Consider the following 24,614-nt stretch of genomic DNA (forward strand, 5'->3'; position numbering starts at 1 on the left):
CAGCACTAAATTTTATTTTTTTCCCTTAAGAAGTTGTTAAGGACTATCTTGTTAAATGCTCGGAAACAGACATTAAAGGGAGTAATAAACATGAAAAAATTCGCAGCAGTAATCGCAGTAATGGCCCTGTGCAGCGCACCGGTGATGGCAGCAGAGCAGGGCGGTTTTTCTGGCCCATCGGCAACGCAAAGTCAGGCCGGAGGATTCCAGGGGCCGAACGGCAGCGTAACGACTGTAGAAAGCGCAAAATCCCTGCGTGACGACACCTGGGTAACCCTGCGCGGCAATATCGTTGAACGCATCTCTGACGATCTCTACGTGTTCAAAGATGCCAGCGGTACTATCAATGTTGATATCGACCACAAACGCTGGAACGGCGTGACGGTGACGCCGAAAGATACGGTTGAGATTCAGGGTGAAGTCGATAAAGACTGGAATTCTGTTGAAATTGACGTCAAACAGATCCGCAAAGTAAATCCGTAATTGTTACCGCTCCCGGGACGCGTTCCCGGGAATAATTTCGCAGGGAGGCAAAATGACAAACCTGACACTGGATGTAAACATTATCGATTTCCCATCAATACCTGTGGCGATGTTGCCGCACCGCTGTAGCCCTGAATTGCTCAACTACAGCGTGGCGAAATTTATCATGTGGCGTAAAGAGACGGGGCTTTCTCCTGTTAACCAAAGCCAGACTTTTGGCGTCGCCTGGGACGACCCTGCCACCACCGCACCGGAAGCGTTTCGCTTTGATATCTGCGGCAGCGTTAGCGAACCGATTCCCGATAATCGTTATGGTGTGAGCAATGGTGAACTTACCGGTGGACGTTATGCCGTGGCCCGCCACGTTGGCGAGCTGGACGATATTTCACACACGGTATGGGGCATCATTCGCCACTGGCTGCCTGCAAGCGGCGAGAAAATGCGTAAAGCACCGATTCTGTTTCACTACACCAATCTTGCCGAAGGGGTGACAGAGCAGCGACTGGAAACGGATGTTTATGTGCCGTTGGCGTGATGCCTGACTCCAGCTTCCCTTATAAATTCCTGCTTCAAACTGGCGCTACTAATGCGCCACTTTCTTATATGGTCAATCACTTTCCTTAAAGAATACGTTTTGTGTGGTCACTATCTCCGTACATCTAACTAACCTTTTAGGTGCTTTTTCATTGCTGTAATTAACCTTTTAGGTTATAACTAAAGTAACAGGGAGGCGGGGGTTATGGAAAAACGCACACCACATACACGTTTGAGTCAGGTTAAAAAACTTGTCAATGCCGGGCAAGTTCGTACAACACGTAGTGCCCTGTTAAATGCAGATGAGTTAGGTTTGGATTTTGATGGTATGTGTAATGTTATCATTGGATTATCAGAGAGCGACTTTTATAAAAGCATGACCACCTACTCTGATCATACTATCTGGCAGGATGTTTACAGACCCAGGCTTGTTACAGGCCAGGTTTATCTTAAAATTACGGTAATTCATGACGTACTGATCGTCTCGTTTAAGGAGAAGTAATATGAAATGTCCGGTTTGCCACCAGGGAGAAATGGTTTCTGGCATTAAAGATATTCCATACACCTTCCGTGGACGAAAAACAGTATTGAAAGGTATCCACGGTTTATATTGTGTCCATTGCGAAGAGAGCATCATGAATAAAGAAGAGTCAGATGCTTTCATGGCGCAAGTAAAGGCATTTCGGGCTTCGGTGAATGCCGAAACAGTGGCACCTGAATTTATAGTGAAGGTTCGAAAAAAGCTCTCTCTTACCCAAAAAGAGGCAAGCGAAATTTTTGGGGGAGGTGTAAATGCGTTTTCGCGTTACGAAAAAGGCAATGCCCAACCTCATCCTTCCACAATCAAACTTTTACGTGTTCTGGATAAGCATCCAGAACTATTGAATGAAATCCGTTAATTAATGGAAAAGCGGGGGCAACTCGCTTTTTTCTTTACCGGAGTGTGAGCCAAATCACTCGCGATAAGTTTGAGCGAACAATGCCACAGGCGTATTGTTGTTGGGCTTATAATTTCTCCGGTAAGGAATACCATGTATACGCGAAATTTATTATGGCTGGTCAGCCTGGTAAGTGCGGCTCCTCTCTACGCTGCTGACGTTCCCGCCAACACACCGCTCGCCCCGCAACAAGTCTTTCGTTACAACAATCATAGCGACCCAGGTACGCTCGACCCGCAAAAGGTGGAGGAGAATACTGCCGCGCAGATTGTGCTGGATCTGTTTGAAGGTCTGGTATGGATGGACGGTGAAGGCCAGGTGCAGCCCGCTCAGGCTGAACGCTGGGAGATACTGGACGGCGGCAAGCGCTATATTTTCCATCTGCGTAGCGGTTTGCAGTGGTCCGACGGTCAGCCTCTGACGGCAGAGGATTTTGTCCTCGGCTGGCAGCGCGCGGTTGACCCGAAAACGGCAAGCCCTTTTGCTGGCTATCTGGCACAGGCGCACATTAACAATGCCGCAGCTATTGTTGCGGGTAAAGCAGATGTTACATCGCTGGGTGTCAAAGCGACGGATGATCGTACTCTTGAAGTTACGCTTGAGCAGCCGGTTCCTTGGTTCACGACGATGCTCGCCTGGCCGACGCTGTTCCCGGTTCCTCATCATGTCATCGCTAAACATGGCGATAGCTGGAGTAAGCCAGAGAACATGGTTTACAACGGTGCCTTTGTGCTTGATCAGTGAGTAGTTAACGAAAAGATTACTGCACGCAAAAATCCAAAGTATCGCGATGCGCAACATACAGTATTGCAACAGGTTGAGTATCTGGCGCTAGATAATTCGGTCACCGGCTATAACCGCTATCGCGCGGGAGAGGTCGATCTCACCTGGGTTCCGGCGCAGCAAATTCCCGCCATTGAAAAATCACTGCCTGGCGAGCTACGAATTATTCCGCGTCTGAACAGCGAATATTACAACTTCAACCTTGAGAAACCGCCATTTAACGATGTGCGAGTGCGTCGGGCGCTATATCTTACGGTTGATCGACAGCTTATTGCGCAAAAGGTACTGGGGTTGAGAACGCCCGCAACCACGCTGACGCCGCCAGAGGTAAAAGGCTTTAGCGCGACGACGTTCGATGAACTGCAAAAGCCAATGAGTGAGCGCGTCGCGATGGCAAAAGCCTTGCTGAAACAGGCGGGATACGACGCCTCTCATCCGCTACGCTTTGAGCTGTTCTACAACAAGTACGATCTGCATGAAAAGACCGCGATAGCGTTGTCTTCCGAATGGAAAAAATGGCTGGGTGCACAGGTGACGCTGCGCACAATGGAGTGGAAAACCTATCTTGATGCCCGACGAGCCGGTGATTTCATGCTGTCTCGGCAGTCGTGGGATGCGACGTACAATGATGCTTCCAGCTTCCTGAACACGCTCAAAAGCGATAGTGAAGAAAACGTCGGTCACTGGAAAAATGCGCAGTATGACGCCTTACTAAACCAGGCCACGCAGATCACTGATGCGACAAAGCGTAATGCGTTGTATCAGCAGGCAGAAGTGATCATCAACCAACAGGCACCGCTGATTCCTATCTACTATCAGCCGTTAATCAAACTGCTTAAACCCTACGTTGGCGGTTTTCCGCTGCATAATCCCCAGGATTATGTCTACAGCAAAGAGTTGTATATCAAGGCACATTGATGCCTTTATCGCCGTCGGAGCACGTCCGGCGGCGCTATTCACGCTGATCTCCTGTGACTCGACGCGGCAGATAATGTAGTATCTCCGGCAATATTGCCCCTTTGAAGGCTGGCGAATAAGTTGAGGAATCAGAATTAATGAGCGATATGGCAGAGCGCCTTGCGCTACATGAATTTACGGAAAACGCCTACTTAAACTACTCCATGTACGTGATCATGGACCGTGCGTTGCCGTTTATTGGTGATGGTCTGAAACCTGTTCAGCGCCGCATTGTGTATGCGATGTCTGAACTGGGCCTGAATGCCAGCGCCAAATTTAAAAAATCGGCCCGTACCGTCGGTGACGTACTGGGTAAATACCATCCGCACGGCGATAGCGCCTGTTATGAAGCGATGGTCCTGATGGCGCAACCGTTCTCTTACCGTTATCCGCTGGTTGATGGTCAGGGGAACTGGGGCGCGCCGGACGATCCGAAATCGTTCGCGGCAATGCGTTACACCGAATCCCGGTTGTCGAAATATTCCGAGCTGCTATTGAGCGAGCTGGGGCAGGGGACGGCTGACTGGGTGCCAAACTTCGACGGCACTTTGCAGGAGCCGAAAATGCTACCTGCCCGTCTGCCAAACATTTTGCTTAACGGCACCACCGGTATTGCCGTCGGCATGGCGACCGATATTCCACCGCATAACCTGCGTGAAGTGGCTCAGGCGGCAATCGCATTAATCGACCAGCCGAAAACCACGCTCGATCAGCTGCTGGATATCGTGCAGGGGCCGGATTATCCGACTGAAGCGGAAATTATCACTTCGCGCGCCGAGATCCGTAAAATCTACGAGAACGGACGTGGTTCAGTGCGTATGCGCGCGGTGTGGAAGAAAGAAGATGGCGCGGTGGTTATCAGCGCATTGCCGCATCAGGTTTCAGGTGCGCGCGTACTGGAGCAAATTGCTGCGCAAATGCGCAACAAAAAGCTGCCGATGGTTGACGATCTGCGCGATGAATCTGACCACGAGAACCCGACCCGCCTGGTGATTGTGCCGCGTTCCAACCGCGTGGATATGGATCAGGTGATGAACCACCTCTTCGCTACCACCGATCTGGAAAAGAGCTATCGTATTAACCTTAATATGATCGGTCTGGATGGTCGTCCGGCGGTGAAAAACCTGCTGGAAATCCTCTCCGAATGGCTGGTGTTCCGCCGCGATACCGTGCGCCGCCGACTGAACTATCGTCTGGAGAAAGTCCTCAAGCGCCTGCATATCCTCGAAGGTTTGCTGGTGGCGTTTCTCAATATCGACGAAGTGATTGAGATCATTCGTAATGAAGATGAACCGAAACCGGCGCTGATGTCGCGGTTTGGCCTTACGGAAACCCAGGCGGAAGCGATCCTCGAACTGAAACTGCGTCATCTTGCCAAACTGGAAGAGATGAAGATTCGCGGTGAGCAGAGTGAACTGGAAAAAGAGCGCGACCAGTTGCAGGGCATTTTGGCTTCCGAGCGTAAAATGAATAACCTGCTGAAGAAAGAACTGCAGGCAGACGCGCAAGCCTACGGTGACGATCGTCGTTCGCCGTTGCAGGAACGCGAAGAAGCGAAAGCGATGAGCGAGCACGACATGCTGCCGTCTGAACCTGTCACCATTGTGCTGTCGCAGATGGGCTGGGTACGCAGCGCTAAAGGCCATGATATCGACGCGCCGGGCCTGAATTATAAAGCGGGTGATAGCTTCAAAGCGGCGGTGAAAGGTAAGAGCAACCAACCGGTAGTGTTTGTTGATTCCACCGGTCGTAGCTATGCCATTGACCCGATTACGCTGCCGTCGGCGCGTGGTCAGGGCGAGCCGCTCACCGGCAAATTAACGTTGCCGCCTGGGGCGACCGTTGACCATATGCTGATGGAAAGCGACGATCAGAAACTGCTGATGGCTTCCGATGCGGGTTACGGTTTCGTCTGCACCTTTAACGATCTGGTGGCGCGTAACCGTGCAGGTAAGGCTTTGATCACCTTATCGGAAAATGCCCATGTTATGCCGCCGGTGGTGATTGAAGATGCTTCCGATATGCTGCTGGCAATCACTCAGGCAGGCCGTATGTTGATGTTCCCGGTAAGTGATCTGCCGCAGCTGTCGAAGGGCAAAGGCAACAAGATTATCAACATTCCATCGGCAGAAGCCGCGCGTGGAGAAGATGGTCTGGCGCAATTGTACGTTCTGCCGCCGCAAAGCACGCTGACCATTCATGTTGGGAAACGCAAAATTAAACTGCGCCCGGAAGAGTTACAGAAAGTCACTGGCGAACGTGGACGCCGCGGTACGTTGATGCGCGGTTTGCAGCGTATCGATCGTGTTGAGATCGACTCTCCTCGCCGTGCCAGCAGCGGTGATAGCGAAGAGTAATATGCCGGGGAGGGCGCTGTTTCCTCCCGCTTGCAAGGAACGCCGGATGAAACGTTAAGTCGTCATCCGGCAGCGTATTCAACCCCCGGAAACGATAAAAATTCCCTTGAAACCGTTGTTTATTCATGCGTTGCGATTAACAATACGCTTTTCCAGAGAGCGGCTTTTAACAATGCCCTAACCTGATTTCAGGTGACGTACAATGCCAGTCTCTCAGACCTTCAGAGGGTGTTATGCTATATATCTTTCGTCTTATTATTACCGTGATTTACAGCATCTTAGTCTGTGTATTCGGCTCCATTTACTGCCTTTTCAGCCCGCGTAACCCGAAACATGTGGCCACCTTTGGGCATATGTTTGGCCGTCTTGCGCCGCTGTTTGGCCTGAAAGTTGAGTGCCGTAAACCTACAGACGCTGAAAGCTACGGCAATGCTATCTATATCGCTAACCACCAGAACAACTATGACATGGTGACAGCATCGAACATCGTGCAACCGCCGACGGTGACGGTAGGTAAAAAGAGCTTGCTGTGGATCCCCTTCTTCGGGCAGTTGTACTGGTTAACCGGCAACTTATTGATCGACAGAAACAATCGCACTAAAGCACACGGCACCATTGCGGAAGTAGTGAATCACTTCAAAAAACGCCGTATTTCCATCTGGATGTTCCCGGAAGGAACCCGCAGCCGTGGTCGCGGCCTGCTACCGTTCAAGACTGGAGCATTTCACGCGGCAATTGCGGCGGGCGTCCCGATTATTCCCGTGTGCGTCTCTACAACTTCGAATAAGATTAATCTTAATCGACTGCACAACGGTCTGGTGATTGTCGAAATGCTGCCGCCAATTGACGTCAGTCAGTATGGCAAAGATCAGGTTCGTGAGCTGGCTGCCCATTGTCGTTCGATAATGGAACAAAAAATCGCCGAGCTCGATAAAGAAGTCGCAGAACGCGAAGCCGCCGGAAAAGTTTAAGTCGGCAATCTGTATTTTTGCGGGGAACACTTTCCTGCACGGTATTACTTTAGCCAGTTTTACATGGAGCAAATATGTCACTCAGTCGGCGTCAGTTCATTCAGGCATCGGGGATTGCACTTTGTGCAGGCGCTGTTCCCCTGAAGGCCAGCGCAGCCGGGCAACAGCAACCGCTACCCGTTCCGCCGCTACTTGAATCTCGCCGTGGGCAACCGCTGTTTATGACTGTACAACGTGCGCACTGGTCATTTACGCCAGGGACACGCGCGTCGGTCTGGGGAATCAATGGTCGTTACCTGGGGCCGACTATCCGCGTCTGGAAGGGCGACGATGTTAAGCTTATTTACAGCAACCGCCTGACAGAAAATGTCTCAATGACGGTGGCCGGGCTACAGGTACCAGGCCCGCTGATGGGCGGTCCGGCACGGATGATGTCGCCAAACGCTGACTGGGCACCCGTACTGCCCATTCGCCAGAACGCAGCTACTCTGTGGTATCACGCCAATACTCCCAACCGCACGGCTCAGCAGGTCTATAACGGCCTTGCCGGAATGTGGCTGGTGGAAGATGAAGTCAGCAAGTCGCTGCCTATCCCCAACCATTATGGTGTGGATGATTTTCCGGTCATTATCCAGGATAAACGGCTGGATAACTTTGGTACGCCAGAATACAACGAACCGGGAAGCGGCGGCTTTGTTGGTGATACGCTGCTGGTTAACGGTGTACAAAGCCCGTACGTTGAAGTCTCGCGTGGCTGGGTGCGCTTGCGACTGCTGAACGCGTCGAACTCTCGTCGCTATCAACTACAGATGAACGATGGTCGCCCGTTACATGTGATTTCTGGCGATCAGGGATTCCTGCCTGCTCCTGTATCGGTGAAGCAACTTTCGCTGGCACCGGGCGAGCGCCGCGAGATTCTGGTGGATATGAGCAACGGCGATGAAGTGTCGATCACCTGTGGCGAAGCGGCGAGCATTGTTGATCGTATTCGTGGCTTCTTTGAGCCATCCAGTATTCTGGTTTCTACCCTGGTGCTAACGCTGCGCCCAACCGGCCTTCTGCCGCTGGTCACAGACAGTCTTCCGATGCGCTTGCTGCCAACTGAAATCATGGCTGGTTCGCCAATTCGCAGTCGCGATATCAGTCTGGGTGATGACCCGGGTATTAATGGACAGCTGTGGGACGTCAACCGTATTGATGTCACCGCGCAGCAAGGAACGTGGGAACGCTGGACGGTACGCGCGGACGAGCCGCAAGCGTTCCATATTGAAGGCGTAATGTTCCAGATCCGTAACGTGAATGGCGCGATGCCGTTCCCGGAAGACAGAGGCTGGAAAGATACCGTTTGGGTTGACGGACAAGTGGAGCTGCTTGTTTATTTCGGTCAGCCTTCCTGGGCGCACTTCCCGTTCTACTTCAACAGTCAGACGCTGGAAATGGCGGACCGTGGCTCGATTGGGCAACTGTTGGTCAATCCGGTACCGTAATCTTCATACTCGCCCGAGGAGGGCGAGTATGGAATACCTTTCGATTTCTCTTTCGTTCCGGCTTATAATCCCCGGCCTTTGATTATTTTTTTATCATTTCTGGAAGCAAAATGAGCTCTATCTCCCTGATCCAACCGGATCGCGACCTGTTCTCCTGGCCGCAGTACTGGGCCGCCTGTTTTGGACCGGCACCGTTTTTGCCGATGTCTCGTGAAGAGATGGATCAACTTGGCTGGGATAGCTGCGACATCATTTTGGTTACTGGCGACGCGTATGTCGATCACCCAAGCTTCGGGATGGCGATTTGCGGTCGTATGCTGGAAGCACAGGGCTTTCGCGTCGGGATCATCGCCCAGCCAGACTGGAGCAGCAAAGACGATTTCATGCGTCTGGGTAAACCGAATCTGTTTTTCGGTGTTACTGCTGGCAACATGGATTCGATGATCAACCGTTATACCGCCGATCGCCGTTTACGTCATGACGATGCCTACACGCCGGATAACGTCGCGGGTAAGCGCCCGGATCGCGCCACACTGGTTTATACCCAGCGTTGTAAAGAGGCGTGGAAAGATGTACCGGTGATCCTCGGCGGTATTGAGGCTAGTCTGCGCCGTACCGCACATTATGATTACTGGTCCGATACCGTGCGCCGTTCCGTGCTGGTGGATTCGAAAGCCGACATGCTGATGTTTGGTAACGGTGAGCGTCCGCTGGTGGAGGTGGCGCACCGTCTGGCGATGGGCGAGCCGATTAGTGAAATCCGCGATGTGCGTAATACCGCGATTATCGTAAAAGAGGCGTTGCTAGGCTGGAGCGGCGTGGATTCTACTCGTCTTGATACTCCTGGGAAAATCGACCCGATACCGCATCCGTATGGCGAAGATTTGCCGTGTGCGGATAACAAACCGGTGATGCCGAAAAAGCAGGAAGCCAAAGCCGTAACCGTGCAGCCGCCGCGCCCGAAACCGTGGGAAAAAACCTACGTGTTGCTGCCTTCTTTCGAGAAAGTGAAGGGCGATAAAGTGCTGTACGCCCATGCTTCGCGTATTCTGCACCACGAAACTAACCCAGGCTGCGCCCGCGCATTGATGCAAAAACATGGCGACCGCTATGTGTGGATCAACCCGCCTGCTATTCCGCTTTCTACCGAAGAGATGGACAGCGTCTTTGCGCTGCCGTACAAGCGCGTGCCGCATCCGGCCTATGGCAATGCCCGTATTCCGGCTTACGAAATGATCCGTTTCTCGGTCAACATTATGCGCGGCTGCTTTGGCGGCTGCTCTTTCTGTTCTATCACCGAGCACGAAGGGCGCATTATTCAGAGCCGTTCGGAAGATTCGATCATTAATGAGATTGAAGCGATCCGCGACACCGTTCCAGGTTTTACGGGCGTGATTTCCGATCTCGGTGGGCCAACTGCCAACATGTATATGTTGCGCTGCAAATCGCCACGCGCAGAGCAAACTTGTCGCCGTTTGTCCTGCGTTTACCCGGATATTTGTCCGCATATGGACACTAACCACGAACCGACGATCAACCTCTATCGCCGCGCTCGCGATCTGAAAGGCATTAAAAAGATCCTGATTGCCTCAGGCGTACGTTATGACATCGCCGTGGAAGATCCACGCTATATCAAAGAGCTGGCGACCCATCACGTCGGCGGTTATCTGAAGATTGCCCCGGAACATACCGAAGAAGGGCCGTTATCGAAGATGATGAAGCCGGGCATGGGCAGCTATGACCGCTTTAAAGAGCTGTTCGATACTTACTCAAAACAGGCAGGTAAAGAGCAGTATCTGATCCCCTATTTCATCTCCGCGCACCCCGGTACGCGTGATGAAGATATGGTGAATCTGGCGCTGTGGCTGAAAAAGCATCGTTTCCGTCTCGACCAGGTACAGAACTTCTACCCATCGCCGCTGGCGAACTCAACCACCATGTATTACACCGGGAAAAACCCGCTGGCGAAGATTGGTTATAAGAGTGAAGACGTCTTCGTACCGAAGGGCGACAAGCAGCGTCGTTTGCATAAAGCGTTGTTGCGTTACCACGATCCGGCAAACTGGCCGTTAATCCGCCAGGCGCTGGAAGCGATGGGTAAAAAGCATCTGATTGGTAGCCGTCGCGATTGCTTAGTGCCTGCGCCAACCATTGAAGAGATGCGTGAAGCTCGTCGCCAGAACCGCAATACCCGTCCGGCGTTGACGAAACATACGCCGATGGCGACCCAGCGTCAGACGCCTGCTACGGCAAAAAAAGCGTCGTCTACGCAATCTCGTCCGGTGAATGCTGGTGCGAAGAAACGGCCTAAAGCGGCGGTTGGACGTTAAAAAATATCCCCGGCAACTGACACGCTACCGGGGATTTTTTTATCATTCTGCGTACATACGCAAGCAGCGCAGGCAATCAAAATAGTCCTGAGCATCAAGACGCGTATTGGCTCTGTTAGCTTCGGATTTGGCAGCATAGATTTGTGGGCGTAGTGCTTTCATATCCTGCTCAAGCCGGGCGATTTTGGCATTTAATGTTTGCACATTGCTCGCCAGCTGATTGACCTTTTGCTCATTGACGCAGCCACTGAGCAAGCAGGTTGCCAGAACAACAGCTCCCACGGTGAAAATCGTTTTCATATAGTGTTCCCTTTTATTTATTGTTCCGGCTAATTGTTATTTAATTCAGCTCATTGCTTTAATCTGGCGGCAGTTTTTGCCTCAATCTGCTTAAGTAGGCTGCCGCTGTTCGGGCGGATAAAATCAGCGATTTCCCACTTGCCTTCGCGCCGCTGTAAAACCAGTTCTTGCTCTTCGTTGTTGCCATTGGTCAGCGTAAAACGAACATGAATGCGGGCGGAATCGGCGGTTTTCTCCAGGACTCGAATTTCATCAACGCGTGAAAATAGCGACTCTTCGCCAAAACAGATCGGATTGTCGTAAATAAATTGCCGTTCTATTTGCATATCTTCATCGGGATTATTGGCCGTCTTGAAGGTGGTTTTATAGAAGGCATTAACCGCCTGGCGGTAAGAGTCGGAAACCACCCACGTCCACGGCCAGCTATAATCAGCAATATGTTCAAAGAGTTCGGCAACAAAGGCTTCCGGCTGTTCTTTTTGCAACGAAGCTAAAGCGGCCAGCGTTTTTTCATTCTCGCTATTAACTGCTTGTAAGACGCTGCCATGATTGCTGACAATATCGTCAATGACCCAACGACCATTTTCCGCCACCATTTTCAGTGTCTGCGTGGTCTTTTCTTTATCATCTTTAAAGATACGAAAGCGCACAACGGCATCGGCATGATCGGCGTCAGTTTGGGTTATCGCAACGCTTTCTAGCACCAGATCGCCAAAATCCTGACAATCACAAACCGGATCATAATCCAGCCAGCCAATATTGCCCGGCAGCGTAAGATTGTCGTTCAGGGTAAGCGCCTGTTGAATACGCGCAGAAGTTATCGCCCGCTCTCCGGTTTCACCAAAATAAGGGGCAGTGGCATCTGATTTATAGTTCTGATAAATATGCCGGACTGTTTGTTCTACGGTCTGTGAGGGGGGCTGTGCGTGTACGGTAAAACTTGCCAGGGCTGCTAAAAACAGAAGTATTATTTTCATCTGTTTTTCACCTCTCCGTTGCGTTTATCCCGGATATAGATGAGTTGTTCTTTTAAGAGCTTCCGGCTCTGCATGATGATGTCCTTATATTTGGCATTCCTGAACAAGGAAGAGTAACAACGGGCGGGACGCGAGGGGAATAAATGATTTCTGAAAAGTCCGGTAGCGGAACATTACCGCCACCGGGAGAATTTGCATGTTAGCCGCCGAACTGGTCAGGATCGGGACCGAGACGCTTGCCCTGATCGAGTTTTGCAATTTCGCCGAGTTCGTCTTTGTCGAGACGGAAATCCCAGACATCAAAGTTTTCGGCAATACGTGAAGGTGTGACCGATTTCGGGATCACCACCAGGCCGCTATCCAGATGCCAGCGGATAACAATCTGCGCCGGGGTTTTGCCGTATTTATCTGCCAGATCGCGAATGACTTTCTGATCGAAAACGCCTTTCCCTCCTTGCGCTAATGGGCTCCAGGATTCGGTCTGGATTTTGTGTGTCGCGTTCCAGGCGTGTAGCTGGCGTTGTTGCATCAGCGGATGAAGTTCGATCTGGTTTATCACAGGCGTCACGCCAGTTTCATCAATCAGGCGTTGCAGGTGATGGATCTGGAAGTTGCACACGCCGATGCTTTTGATTAATCCCTCTTTTTGCAATTCGATCATGCCTTTCCATGCTTCGACATAATGGTCGATAGCGGGAACGGGCCAGTGCATTAAGTAGAGGTCGATATAATCAAGCTGGAGTTTTTTCAGGCTGTCGAGCAGGGCTTCGCGGGGGCGCTTGTGGTCGTCGTTCCACAGCTTAGTGGTGATGAACAGTTCTTCTCTGTTGACTGAGGCATTTTTCAGGGCTTTGCCGACACCTTCTTCGTTCTTGTAGGCCGCGGCGGTATCAATCGAGCGATAACCCACTTCTAACGCTTTTTGAATGGCGGTGATTACTTCCTCATTACTTGCTTGCCAGACGCCCAGTCCCAGCTGGGGCATGACATTGCCATCCTGTAGCTTAATAACGGTTGGATTAGCCATACGTTCCTCCTTTATATGAACTCACCGGAGCAGGCTCCGGTGAGGTGTTGTGAACTTAAGTCTGGACGAAATGCCCGAAAACGAAAGTTTGAGGCGTAAAAAGCTTAGCGGGCGGCTTCGTATATACGGCGGCTGACATCCAACGTAATGTCATGATTTTCGCCCAGTTGGGTCATGCCGTGCTCTTCCAGTTTTTTCAGCAAAGCCGGGATGGAGCTGCCGTCCAGACCGTAGTCGGAGAGGTGGGTCGGCACGCCTAATTGCTCAAAGAAATTGCGGGTTGCGGCAATCGCGGCGTCAATACGCTCATCATCGGAACCTTCAGTGATGTTCCAGACGCGTTCAGCATATTGCAGCAGCTTAGCGCGCTTGGTATCGCGTTTTTCATTCCACAGTGCAGGCAGGACGATAGCCAGTGTTTGCGCGTGATCCAGACCGTGCATCGCAGTCAGTTCGTGGCCCAGCATATGCGTTGCCCAGTCCTGCGGTACGCCAGCGCCAATCAAACCGTTCAGCGCCTGAGTCGCCGCCCACATGACGTTGGCGCGCACATCGTAGTTTTCTGGCTCTTTCAGGGCTTTCGGACCATCTTCGATTAGCGTCAGCAAAATGCCTTCTGCGAAACGGTCCTGAATTTTGGCATCAACCGGTTTGGTAACATACTGTTCCACGGTGTGTACAAAGGCGTCCACTACGCCGTTAGCCACCTGACGCGGCGGCAGGGTGTAGGTATAAACCGGATCGAGCACGGCAAATACCGGCTGAACATGGGCAGAATGGAACGCCTGCTTGTCGCCTGTGGTTTTACGGGAGATCACCGCGCCTGCGTTGGATTCTGAACCGGTTGCTGGCAGCGTCAGCACACAGCCCATCGGGATGGCGCTTTTAATCTCTTTACCGCCCGTTTGCAGAATGTGCCACGGATCGATATTTTCCGGATAGTTAGCCGCTGCGGCGATAAATTTGGTGCCGTCCAGTACAGAACCGCCGCCAACCGCCAGCAGGAAAGTCACTTTCTGTTCGCGAACCAGTTTCACGGCGTTCATCAGCGTTTCATAAGCCGGGTTTGGCTCAATACCGCCAAATTCCAGCACGTCCATGCCTTTCAGGGCATCCAGAACTTGATCGAGAACGCCGGTTTTTTTCACGCTGCCGCCGCCGTAGGTAATCAATACGCGAGCATCGTGAGGAATTTGTTCGCGTAAACCAGCGATTGCGCCTTTACCAAACAGAATGCGGGTTGGGGTGTGCAGATTAAAGTTGTTCATTACTTGCTCCCTTTGCTGGGCCAATATGAGGGCAGAGAACGATCTGCCTGATGTTTTTCATTGTGATCGCCAGCGCCCTGGCTCTCAATGCTCATTTCTGCCAATGTCTTGCCTATTTCTCCAGAGTGCTGGAGAAATGCTACAAAATTGCGCACAATCAAATTGCCGCATTATTCCTAAGAAATTACGCGATATGAAACGTGAAGAGATTTGCCGCTTGCTGGCGGATAAAGTTAATAAACTGAAAAATAAAGAAAATAGTTTGTCAGAACTGTTGCCCGATGTGCGTTTGTTGTATGGCGAGACACCTTTCGCACGTACACCGGTGATGTACGAGCCTGGCATCATAATTCTCTTTTCCGGGCATAAAATCGGTTATATCAATGAACGCGTGTTTCGTTATGATGCCAATGAATACCTGCTGCTGACGGTGCCGTTGCCGTTTGAGTGCGAAACCTATGCCACGTCAGAGGTGCCGCTGGCAGGGTTGCGTCTCAATGTCGATATTTTGCAGTTACAGGAACTGTTGATGGACATTGGCGAAGATGAGCATTTCCAGCCGTCGATGGCAGCCAGCGGGATTAACTCCGCCACGTTATCAGAAGAGATTTTATGCGCGGCGGAGCGGTTACTCGACGTGATGGAGCGACCACTGGATGCGCGTATTCTCGGCAAACAGATCATCCGCGAAATTCTGTACTACGTGCTGACCGGACCTTGCGGCGGCGCGTTACTGGCGCTGGTCAGTCGCCAGACTCACTTCAGTCTGATTAGCCGCGTGCTGAAACGGATTGAGAATAAATACACCGAAAACCTGAGCGTCGAGCAACTGGCGGCAGAAGCCAACATGAGCGTATCGGCGTTCCACCATAATTTTAAGTCTGTCACCAGCACCTCGCCGTTGCAGTATTTGAAGAATTACCGTCTGCATAAGGCGCGGATGATGATCATCCATGACGGCATGAAGGCCAGCGCAGCAGCGATGCGCGTCGGCTATGAAAGCGCATCGCAATTTAGCCGTGAGTTTAAACGTTACTTCGGTGTGACGCCGGGGGAAGATGCGGCAAGAATGCGGGCGATGCAGGGGAATTAAATACGTTCCCGGTACAGCAACCGGGAACGGGGAAAATCGTCAGGCGTTACAGTATTTTTTTTTAATCACCACAAACAGCGTGCCTAACAAGCCAGCGGTTAACAAGGCAATTGGCAGGATCATCAGGAACGTCATTACCTGATCTTCATGGCGTTTAACGAACGGAATCATACTTAAGGCATAGCCAAAACTGGTTACCACGCTGACCCACAGCAATCCACTTAACCAGTTGAAAAACTGGAAGCGGCGGTTTGGCAGACCGGAAATTCCCGCCATGGTTGGCAGCAGCGTACGGACAAATGCAAGAAAACGTCCAGCCAGCAGCGCCAGCAGACCGTGGCGGTCAAACATGCAGGTGGCGCGCTGGTGATATTTAGCAGGAAGCTGTGCCAGCCAGCCTTTCACCGTTTTGGTATTCCCTAACCAGCGCCCCTGAATATAACTTAGCCAGCAGCCCAGACTTGCTGCGGCGGTCAGAATCGCAATCGTAGGCAGAAAATCCATAACCCCCTGGGCAATCAATGCGCCTGCCAGTATCAACAAGCTGTCGCCTGGCAAAAATGAGGCGGGCAGCAGGCCGTTTTCTAAAAACAGCGTGGCAAACATGACAAAGTAAACAACGCTAACAATATGAGGATCCGCCAGCGCGGCAAAGTCGTGTTGCCAGAGCGCAGCGATGATATCTTGAATAACAGCCATGGACTTTCCTGTGGAACAGCGTTTAAGCCTTTATCTGCCTATTGTACTCCTGAATCGTCCGGGACGCCTTGATCCCGGACGCAACAATTTAAGACTTTTCACAATAAAATGTCTGCAAAATTGTCCAAAAGTGGCAATGTTATACAATTCGCGCAAAACCGGCGTCCAGATCGGCAATCAGATCGTCGACATCTTCCAGACCAATATGCAGGCGAATCAAGGTCCCGCTAAAATCGATCTCGCCTTGTGGGCGAATGGCGGCGATATGTTCTGGTTGATTCGCCAGGATCAACGATTCATACCCGCCCCACGAGTAGGCCATGCTGAATAAACTGAAGTTATCCAGATAGTTCGCCAGCTCTTCATTACTGAGTTTTTTCTTAAGCACAAAGGAAAATAGCCCGCTGCTACCTGTAAAGTCTCGTTTCCAGAATTCGTGTCCTTTACTGCCAGGCAGAGCAGGGTGGTTAACTCGCGCAACTTGCGGATGTTCTGCCAGCCATTCAGCCACTTTCAGACTGCTTTCATGATGTTGACGCAAACGCACACCCAAAGTACGCAGACCACGGCTGGTTATATAGGCGGTATCTGCATCGACCATTTGGCCCATCAGATAGGCATTTTCCCGTAGCTGCTCCCAGCAACGGGCATTGCACACCGCAGTGCCAATCATCGCATCTGAATGCCCAACCAGATATTTGGTGGCGGCCTGAATAGAAACATCGATGCCAAAATCCAGCGCCTTAAACAGCACACCGGCTGCCCAGGTGTTGTCGATCATAATGATGGCATCCGGCACCACACTGCGTACGGCGGCAACAATCGCCGGAACGTCGTGGACTTCCATAGTGATGGAGCCTGGCGATTCCAGAAACACGATTTTAGTGTTTGGCTGCAGATGCTTAACGATATCGGCACCAATCAGCGGATCAAACCACGATGTCGTTACGCCCAGTTTGCTGAGGATTTTGCTACAGAAATCCTGACTCGGTTCATAGGCGGTGTTGGTCATCAACACATGATCGCCCTGTTCGACAAAAGCAAGAATCGAATTAGCAACCGCTGCCGCCCCGCAGGGAAATAGCGCGCAGCCTGCGCCACCTTCCAGTTCACACATCGCTTGTTGTAAGGAGAAATGGGTTAACGTTCCGCGCCGTCCATAGAACAACTCGCCATTGGCGCGATTGCGCGTCGCGTGCTTTTTGGCTTCCACACTGTCAAAGACCAGCGAAGAAGCGCGCTGAATCACGCTATTTACCGCGCCGAGAGTGTATTTTTTGCTGCGTCCTGCATTCACCAGTTGAGTATCAAGCTTTTTGTCCGCCATGTCGGGATTCCTGTTTTTATACGTCTGGATGTCTAAACTAGCATGAATATTCGCGGGCGCATCCTGAAGAATTGGCATAAAGCAGAAAATTTTCGCAAATGGCGTGCTGGTGACTTTTTTACTGCGTAAACGCAAGGAAAAGAAAGCAAAGGTACGGCAGTATGCAAATAGTAATGAGAACGACTATCAATTCGACGTCATTTTGATATTATTATGCGCAGATTTTGTGACTTGCGTCCTGGAGATACACAGTGGGTAATAATTTGATGCAGACGGACCTTTCCGTCTGGGGTATGTATCAGCACGCCGATATTGTCGTTAAGTGCGTGATGATTGGGCTTATTTTGGCCTCCGTAGTCACTTGGGCAATCTTCTTCAGTAAGAGCGTAGAATTCTTCAATCAGAAGCGTCGCCTTAAGCGCGAGCAGCAACTGCTGGCTGAAGCGCGTTCCTTAAACCAGGCCAACGATATCGCCGCTGATTTTGGTAGCAAAAGCTTAAGCCTGCATTTGCTCAATGAAGCGCAGAATGAGCTGGAACTGTCAGAAGGCAGCGACGATAACGAAGGTATTAAAGAACGTACCAGCTTCCGTCTGGAGCGTCGGGTCGCCGCAGTGGGTCGTCAAATGGGCCGCGGTAACGGCTATCTGGCAACCATCGGCGCGATTTCTCCGTTCGTTGGTCTGTTTGGTACGGTCTGGGGCATCATGAACAGCTTTATTGGTATCGCGCAAACGCAGACCACTAACCTGGCAGTCGTTGCGCCGGGTATCGCAGAAGCTCTGTTAGCAACGGCAATCGGCCTCGTGGCAGCGATTCCTGCGGTCGTTATCTATAACGTATTTGCACGCCAGATTGGCGGCTTTAAAGCGATGCTGGGTGATGTTGCAGCGCAGGTATTGTTGCTGCAAAGCCGTGACCTGGATCTGGAAGCCAGCGCCGCTGCGCATCCGGTTCGTGTCGCACAAAAATTACGCGCAGGATAATATCCGATGGCAATGCATCTTAACGAAAACCTCGACGATAACGGCGAAATGCATGATATCAACGTGACGCCGTTTATCGACGTGATGTTGGTTCTGCTGATTATCTTTATGGTGGCGGCACCGTTAGCGACGGTAGATGTGAAGGTGAACTTGCCTGCTTCTACCAGCACGCCGCAGCCGCGCCCGGAAAAACCGGTTTATCTGTCGGTGAAGGCAGACAACTCGATGTTTATCGGTAACGATCCGGTCACCGATGAAACAATGATTACGGCGTTGAATGCGTTAACCGAAGGCAAGAAAGACACCACCATCTTCTTCCGAGCGGACAAAACCGTCGATTACGAGACGTTGATGAAGGTAATGGATACGCTGCATCAGGCGGGTTACCTGAAGATAGGTCTGGTCGGCGAAGAAACCGCCAAAGCGAAGTAAAGTAGAATTGCCTGATGCGCTACGCTCATCAGGCCTACAAAATCTATTGCAACATGTTGAATCTTCGTGCGTTTGTAGGCCGGATAAGGCGTTCACGACGCATCCGGCATTAGGTGCTCAATGCCTGATGCGCTACGCTTATCAGGCCTACAAAATCTATTGCAACATGTTGAATCTTCATGCGTTTGTAGGCGGATAAGGCGTTTTCGCCACATCAGGTAAGAGTGAATTCACAATGATGCCCGGTTGCTTTTCACAACCGGGCATTTTTTTAACCTAAATGCTCGCCGCCGCACACGCCGTGCACTTCTGCGGTGACGTAGCTCGACTCCTGACTTGCCAGATAAACATATACAGGGGCCAGTTCCGCCGGTTGCCCCGCACGTTTCATCGGCGTTTGCTGACCAAACTGCGGGATCTTATCCTGCGTTTGTCCGCCGGAAATTTGCAGTGCTGTCCAGATCGGGCCTGGCGCGACAATATTCACCCGAATACCTTTCTCCGCGACCTGTTTTGCCAAGCCACGGCTGTAGTTCAGAATCGCCGCCTTCGTAGCCGCATAGTCCAGTAAATGCGGACTTGGCTGGTATGCCTGGATTGACGAAGTGGTGATGATACTTGCACCTTTCGGTAGCAGGGGGATCGCTTCCTGGGTTAGCCAGAACAGCGCGAAAACGTTAATGGCAAAGGTCTTTTGAAACTGTTCGCTGGTGAGGTCTGCAATATCCGGAATGGCAACCTGTTTCCCGGCGACCAGCGCCATAATATCCAGCCCGCCTAACGCCTTGTGCGCTTCGTGAACCAGCGAACGGGCAAATTTCTCATCGCTTAAATCGCCTGGCAGCAGAACGGCTTTGCGTCCGCATTCTTCAATGATCTTTTTCACATCCTGAGCGTCTTCTTCTTCCACGGGAAGATAACTGATCGCCACGTCAGCCCCTTCACGCGCGTAAGCGATGGCGGCAGCGCGACCTATTCCGGAATCGCCCCCTGTCACCAGTGCTTTACGATCTTTCAGGCGACCGCTACCAACATAGGTTTTCTCGCCGCAATCCGGTACCGGTGTCATCTTCGCCTGGATGCCTGGCGTCGGTTGTTTCTGTTTGGGATATTCACCAGTGTAATACTGCGTGGTCGGGTCTTTTAAATGAGACATCGTTTTTCTCCCTTCAGGTTCAACGTCCTTTAAGGGTAGACGTTCTCGATGCGTTGATAAGGGAACCAGGAAGATCCCTAAACCTCAGAATTATGCGACAAAGGTTTAACGTATATGTTGATTTGCTGTTGCGTGCTGTTTACTCAATTGCGATATACTGTTGCCCGTTTTAACTACACGACAGGAATGTATGGAACGTTTTCTTGAAAATGCAATGTATGCTTCTCGCTGGCTGCTTGCCCCCGTGTACTTTGGCCTTTCGCTGGCGTTAGTTGCCCTGGCGCTGAAGTTCTTCCAGGAGATTATTCACGTACTGCCGAATATCTTCTCGATGGCGGAATCAGATTTGATCCTCGTGTTGCTGTCGCTGGTGGATATGACGCTGGTTGGCGGTTTGCTGGTGATGGTGATGTTTTCCGGTTATGAGAATTTCGTCTCACAGCTGGATATCTCCGAGAACAAAGAGAAGCTGAACTGGCTGGGGAAAATGGACGCAACGTCGCTGAAAAACAAAGTAGCAGCGTCGATTGTGGCAATTTCTTCCATTCACTTACTGCGCGTCTTTATGGATGCGAAAAATGTCCCGGATAACAAACTGATGTGGTACGTCATTATCCATCTGACGTTTGTGCTTTCTGCATTTGTGATGGGCTATCTTGACCGACTGACTCGTCATAATCACTGATCTGATTCGGGCGCGGTTCGCGCGCCCGTTATTAACAGGTCATTTATCGGAAGACGCCTGCCACAGATTCAGCTCGCCATCGGCGATATGCTGATCAATCTGCGCCAGCTCCTTGGTGCTAAATGTCAGATTATTCAGCGCCTGCACGTTCTCCTCTAGTTGCTCCGCGCGGCTGGCACCAATCAATACCGACGTCACGCGATCATCTTTCAGCAACCAGCTTAACGCCATTTGCGCCATTGATTGTCCACGCTGCTGTGCCATTTCATTCAATAAGCGCAGGCTGTTGAGGTTGGCTTCGGTAAGCATTTTCGGTGTCAGACCACGAACTTTATTCCCTTCACGATGCATCCGTGAATCTTGCGGAATGCCGTTGAGATATTTTCCGGTCAGCAATCCCTGAGCCAGAGGAGTAAAGGCAATACAGCCCACGCCGTTATTTTGCAGGGTATCCAGCAGGCCGCTTTTATCCACCCAGCGGTTCAGTAAATTGTACGAAGGTTGATGAATTAACAGCGGAATTTTCCACTCGCGCAGCAACTCGACCATTTTTTGCGTCCGCTCTGGCGAGTAAGAGGAGATCCCGACATACAGCGCCTTACCGCTTTGTACCGCATGAGCCAGCGCAGAGGCGGTTTCTTCCATCGGCGTATTTTCATCGACGCGATGAGAGTAAAAGATATCGACATACTCAAGCCCCATACGCTTCAGGCTTTGGTCGAGGCTGGCGAGCAGGTATTTACGTGAACCGCCAGAGCCGTAAGGGCCGGGCCACATATCGTAGCCAGCCTTGGTAGAGATAATCAGTTCATCGCGATAAGCGGCAAAATCCTCCCGCAGCAGGCGACCAAAGTTCTCTTCTGCGCTTCCTGGAGGCGGCCCGTAATTGTTGGCTAAATCAAAGTGCGTAATGCCCAAATCAAACGCTTTACGCAGGATCGCACGCTGTGATTCCAGCGCGTTAACGTGACCGAAATTGTGCCATAAACCGAGCGATAACGCGGGCAGGCGTAAACCACTTTTTCCGCAATAGCGGTATTGCATCTGCCCGTAACGTTCGGGATTCGCTAACCAGACCATGACCTCTCCTTTCCACCGTTCAATTTCGAAACAATGTTTCTAGTTTAGCGATTCGCCAGCGCGTATCCCGTAGTCTGGCTCACAGAGTGACGAAAAACTGGGCAAAAACACGTGCTTATGCTTTGCTTAAAAAAACACCAATTGAGGAGTGCAACGATGCCGCGTTTAACCGCCAAAGATTTCCCACAAGAGTTGCTGGATTACTATGACTATTACGCTCACGGGAAAATCTCGAAACGTGAGTTCCTCAACCTTGCGGCGAAGTGCGGTAGGCGGGATGACGGCATTAGCGTTGTTTGATTTGCTCAAGCCAAATTATGCGCTGGCGACTCAGGTAGAGTTTACCGACCCGGAAATTGTTGCTGAGTACATCACGTATCCTTCGCCAAATGGTCACGGCGAGGTGCGGGGTTAACTGGTGAAGCCCGCAAAGATGAGCGGCAAAACGCCAGCCGTAGTGGTGGTGCATGAGAATCGTGGACTGAATCCGTATATCGAAGATGTGGCACGGCGAGTGGCGAAGGCGGGGTATATCGCCCTGGCACCTGACGGCTTAAGTTCCGTTGGAGGTTATCCGGGAAATGATGATAAAGGTCGTGAGCTGCAACAGCAGGTTGATCCAACCAAACTGATGAATGATTTCTTTGCCGCAATTGAGTTTATGCAACGCTATCCGCAAGCGACAGGCAAAGTGGGTATTACCGGATTTTGCTATGGCGGTGGCGTATCGAACGCGGCGGCTGTCGCGTATCCGGAACTGGCCTGCGCGGTGCCGTTTTATGGTCGTCAGGCACCCACTGCCGATGTGGCGAAGATTGAAGCGCCTTTACTACTCCACTTCGCGGAACTGGACACCCGAATCAACGAGGGCTGGCCTGCTTACGAGGCGGCGTTGAAAGCCAATAATAAGGTTTATGAGGCGTATATCTATCCGGGGGTTAATCACGGATTCCATAATGATTCCACGCCCCGTTATGACAAATCTGCCGCCGATCTTGCCTGGCAAAGGACACTGAAATGGTTCGATAAATATCTCTCCTGATAGGTTTATCTCTTACGGGATTACGTCTTAAACAAGCATGAAAAAATAGCGTGCGCAAAAGTCGTTCTTTGCCTAAAATATCGCTATATATGACAATATATAGCGAATGAGGTGAACGATGAATAACCATTTTGGTAAAGGCTTAATGGCGGGATTAAAAGCAACGCATGCCGACAGTGCGGTTAATGTGACAAAATTCTGTGCCGATTATAAACGCGGTTTTGTATTAGGCTACTCACACCGGATGTACGAAAAGACCGGAGATCGCCAGCTTAGCGCCTGGGAAGCGGGGCCGCTATGGACTGGATAAAGAGATGGTAATGGATTTCTTTCGTGAGAATAATTCCTGTTCTACGTTGCGCTTTTTTATGGCCGGTTATCGCCTCGAAAATTGATCAAACATACGTATTATCTTGCTTTAATTAATTACACTAATGCTTCTTCCCTTCGTTTTAGCGCCCCGCCGCAGTATCATGATATCGATAACCATAATAAATGTGTGGTAAATGGCGCATCGATCGCATTATTGATTTTGCGATTGAGGCAAAATATATGCCAGGTCTTCGCAACGGAATAACTATAAATGACTGGAGATAACACCCTCATCCATTCTCACGGCATTAACCGTCGTGATTTCATGAAGCTTTGTGCAGCATTAGCCGCCACCATGGGGTTAAGTAGCAAAGCCGCTGCAGAGATGGCCGAATCGGTTACTAACCCGCAGCGTCCGCCAGTTATCTGGATTGGCGCGCAGGAGTGCACCGGTTGTACGGAATCTCTGCTTCGTGCAACGCATCCAACGGTAGAAAACCTCGTACTGGAGACTATCTCTCTGGAGTATCACGAAGTGCTTTCCGCCGCCTTCGGTCATCAGGTCGAAGAGAACAAACATAACGCTCTCGAGAAGTACAAAGGGCAGTATGTGTTAGTGGTGGATGGTTCCATCCCATTAAAAGATAACGGTATTTATTGCATGGTTGCCGGTGAGCCGATTGTGGATCACATCCGCAAAGCGGCGGAAGGCGCAGCAGCCATTATCGCTATCGGTTCCTGCTCTGCGTGGGGCGGTGTTGCCGCAGCTGGAGTTAACCCAACTGGCGCAGTCAGCCTGCAAGAAGTTCTGCCAGGCAAAACCGTTATCAATATTCCGGGCTGCCCGCCGAACCCGCACAACTTCCTCGCGACCGTTGCGCACATCATCACTTACGGCAAACCGCCGAAACTGGATGACAAAAACCGTCCGACCTTCGCCTATGGCCGTCTGATTCACGAACACTGCGAACGTCGCCCGCACTTCGATGCTGGTCGTTTTGCCAAAGAGTTCGGTGATGAAGGCCACCGCGAAGGCTGGTGCCTGTACCACCTCGGCTGTAAAGGGCCAGAAACTTACGGCAACTGCTCAACGCTGCAATTCTGCGATGTTGGCGGTGTGTGGCCGGTGGCGATTGGTCACCCGTGCTATGGCTGTAACGAAGAAGGTATCGGCTTCCATAAAGGCATCCATCAGCTTGCCAACGTCGAAAATCAAACTCCGCGTTCACAGAAACCGGATGTTAACGCTAAAGAGGGCGGCAACGTCTCTGCAGGCGCTATTGGTTTGCTCGGCGGTGTGGTTGGGTTGGTTGCCGGTGTCAGCGTGATGGCGGTGCGTGAACTGGGTCGTCAGCAAAAGAAAGATAACGCTGACTCACGGGGAGAATAA

21 protein-coding genes and 3 pseudogenes are annotated in these 24,614 nt (G+C 51.3%); 16 read left to right on the forward strand and 8 right to left on the reverse strand.

Features of this window, described 5'->3' with window-relative positions; all coding sequences use genetic code 11:
- Positions 1-90 precede the first annotated feature (90 nt).
- The 9 genes and pseudogenes from ygiW (at position 91) to AB4H76_RS04170 (ending at position 10,840) form a co-directional block, all read left to right on the forward strand.
- The gene (ygiW, locus tag AB4H76_RS04130; RefSeq protein WP_000712658.1) at positions 91-483 is read left to right on the forward strand and encodes an OB fold stress tolerance protein YgiW; all 393 of its coding nucleotides are present in this window, start codon (positions 91-93) and stop codon (positions 481-483) included.
- A 52-nt stretch (positions 484-535) separates the two neighbouring features.
- Entirely contained in the window at positions 536-1,018 is a 483-nt protein-coding gene (locus tag AB4H76_RS04135; protein ID WP_000183505.1) for an AraC family transcriptional regulator, read from the forward strand.
- Between the two features lie 204 nt (positions 1,019-1,222).
- Positions 1,223-1,519, forward strand: coding sequence for a type II toxin-antitoxin system toxin MqsR (gene mqsR, locus AB4H76_RS04140; RefSeq protein ID WP_000415584.1), 297 nt, complete (start codon positions 1,223-1,225; stop codon positions 1,517-1,519).
- Between the two features lies 1 nt (position 1,520).
- The gene (gene mqsA / locus AB4H76_RS04145) at positions 1,521-1,916 is read left to right on the forward strand and encodes a type II toxin-antitoxin system antitoxin MqsA (RefSeq protein ID WP_000650107.1); all 396 of its coding nucleotides are present in this window, start codon (positions 1,521-1,523) and stop codon (positions 1,914-1,916) included.
- A gap of 132 nt (positions 1,917-2,048) precedes the next feature.
- Positions 2,049-3,656, forward strand: a pseudogene (locus AB4H76_RS04150) (ABC transporter substrate-binding protein).
- A gap of 137 nt (positions 3,657-3,793) precedes the next feature.
- Positions 3,794-6,052, forward strand: a complete 2,259-nt coding sequence (gene parC / locus AB4H76_RS04155; RefSeq protein WP_053266735.1) for a DNA topoisomerase IV subunit A — start codon at positions 3,794-3,796, stop codon at positions 6,050-6,052.
- Between the two features lie 233 nt (positions 6,053-6,285).
- Positions 6,286-7,023: a 1-acylglycerol-3-phosphate O-acyltransferase gene (gene plsC, locus AB4H76_RS04160; RefSeq protein WP_000965722.1), complete on the forward strand. Its 738-nt coding sequence runs from the start codon at positions 6,286-6,288 to the stop codon at positions 7,021-7,023.
- A 74-nt stretch (positions 7,024-7,097) separates the two neighbouring features.
- Positions 7,098-8,510, forward strand: coding sequence for a cell division protein FtsP (ftsP, locus tag AB4H76_RS04165; protein ID WP_000059388.1), 1,413 nt, complete (start codon positions 7,098-7,100; stop codon positions 8,508-8,510).
- 110 nt (positions 8,511-8,620) lie between these two features.
- Positions 8,621-10,840, forward strand: a complete 2,220-nt coding sequence (locus tag AB4H76_RS04170; protein WP_000095154.1) for a YgiQ family radical SAM protein — start codon at positions 8,621-8,623, stop codon at positions 10,838-10,840.
- Between the two features lie 42 nt (positions 10,841-10,882).
- Here the strand turns inward: AB4H76_RS04170 and yqhH are convergent, their stop codons facing one another.
- From yqhH to yqhD, 4 genes are all read right to left on the reverse strand, one after another.
- Entirely contained in the window at positions 10,883-11,140 is a 258-nt protein-coding gene (yqhH, locus tag AB4H76_RS04175) for a lipoprotein YqhH (protein ID WP_000848528.1), read from the reverse strand.
- 50 nt (positions 11,141-11,190) lie between these two features.
- Entirely contained in the window at positions 11,191-12,117 is a 927-nt protein-coding gene (locus AB4H76_RS04180; RefSeq protein WP_000691619.1) for a YbjP/YqhG family protein, read from the reverse strand.
- A 199-nt stretch (positions 12,118-12,316) separates the two neighbouring features.
- Positions 12,317-13,144 (reverse strand): 2,5-didehydrogluconate reductase DkgA, encoded by an 828-nt coding sequence (gene dkgA / locus AB4H76_RS04185; protein ID WP_000013149.1) that lies wholly within the window; start codon positions 13,142-13,144, stop codon positions 12,317-12,319.
- 104 nt (positions 13,145-13,248) lie between these two features.
- Entirely contained in the window at positions 13,249-14,412 is a 1,164-nt protein-coding gene (gene yqhD, locus AB4H76_RS04190; RefSeq protein ID WP_001058802.1) for an alcohol dehydrogenase, read from the reverse strand.
- Between the two features lie 193 nt (positions 14,413-14,605).
- Here yqhD and yqhC point away from each other — a divergent pair, with 193 nt between their 5' ends.
- The gene (gene yqhC, locus AB4H76_RS04195) at positions 14,606-15,505 is read left to right on the forward strand and encodes a DNA-binding transcriptional regulator YqhC (RefSeq protein ID WP_001298382.1); all 900 of its coding nucleotides are present in this window, start codon (positions 14,606-14,608) and stop codon (positions 15,503-15,505) included.
- A 39-nt stretch (positions 15,506-15,544) separates the two neighbouring features.
- On the opposite strand, the gene yghB is transcribed toward yqhC, so the two are convergent.
- Entirely contained in the window at positions 15,545-16,204 is a 660-nt protein-coding gene (gene yghB, locus AB4H76_RS04200; protein WP_000268419.1) for a DedA family general envelope maintenance protein YghB, read from the reverse strand.
- A 139-nt stretch (positions 16,205-16,343) separates the two neighbouring features.
- Positions 16,344-17,531 (reverse strand): cystathionine beta-lyase, encoded by a 1,188-nt coding sequence (gene metC / locus AB4H76_RS04205; RefSeq protein WP_000763931.1) that lies wholly within the window; start codon positions 17,529-17,531, stop codon positions 16,344-16,346.
- A 251-nt stretch (positions 17,532-17,782) separates the two neighbouring features.
- Here metC and exbB point away from each other — a divergent pair, with 251 nt between their 5' ends.
- Both exbB and exbD read left to right on the forward strand, forming a co-directional pair.
- Positions 17,783-18,517 (forward strand): tol-pal system-associated acyl-CoA thioesterase, encoded by a 735-nt coding sequence (exbB, locus tag AB4H76_RS04210; protein ID WP_000527844.1) that lies wholly within the window; start codon positions 17,783-17,785, stop codon positions 18,515-18,517.
- A gap of 6 nt (positions 18,518-18,523) precedes the next feature.
- A complete protein-coding gene (gene exbD / locus AB4H76_RS04215) occupies positions 18,524-18,949 on the forward strand; it encodes a TonB system transport protein ExbD (protein ID WP_001240712.1) in 426 nt (141 codons plus the stop codon).
- 271 nt (positions 18,950-19,220) lie between these two features.
- On the opposite strand, the gene yghA is transcribed toward exbD, so the two are convergent.
- On the reverse strand, positions 19,221-20,105 hold the full coding sequence (yghA, locus tag AB4H76_RS04220) for an NADP(+)-dependent aldehyde reductase (RefSeq protein ID WP_000018760.1): 885 nt from the start codon (positions 20,103-20,105) through the stop codon (positions 19,221-19,223).
- Positions 20,106-20,295: 190 nt separating this feature from the next.
- Between yghA and AB4H76_RS04225 the strand changes: the two genes are divergently transcribed.
- Positions 20,296-20,790, forward strand: coding sequence for a TIGR00645 family protein (locus AB4H76_RS04225; protein ID WP_000439331.1), 495 nt, complete (start codon positions 20,296-20,298; stop codon positions 20,788-20,790).
- Between the two features lie 39 nt (positions 20,791-20,829).
- Here the strand turns inward: AB4H76_RS04225 and gpr are convergent, their stop codons facing one another.
- A complete protein-coding gene (gene gpr, locus AB4H76_RS04230; RefSeq protein WP_000262172.1) occupies positions 20,830-21,870 on the reverse strand; it encodes an L-glyceraldehyde 3-phosphate reductase in 1,041 nt (346 codons plus the stop codon).
- 156 nt (positions 21,871-22,026) lie between these two features.
- Here gpr and yghX point away from each other — a divergent pair.
- The 3 genes and pseudogenes from yghX (at position 22,027) to hybO (ending at position 24,614) form a co-directional block, all read left to right on the forward strand.
- Positions 22,027-22,912, forward strand: a pseudogene (gene yghX, locus AB4H76_RS04235) (YghX family hydrolase).
- 118 nt (positions 22,913-23,030) lie between these two features.
- Positions 23,031-23,307: pseudogene (gene yghW, locus AB4H76_RS04240) on the forward strand (DUF2623 family protein YghW).
- A gap of 188 nt (positions 23,308-23,495) precedes the next feature.
- The gene (hybO, locus tag AB4H76_RS04245; RefSeq protein WP_000145410.1) at positions 23,496-24,614 is read left to right on the forward strand and encodes a hydrogenase 2 small subunit; all 1,119 of its coding nucleotides are present in this window, start codon (positions 23,496-23,498) and stop codon (positions 24,612-24,614) included.

Source organism: Escherichia sp. UTM R2 (assembly GCF_048593455.1).
GTDB lineage: Bacteria > Pseudomonadota > Gammaproteobacteria > Enterobacterales > Enterobacteriaceae > Escherichia > Escherichia coli.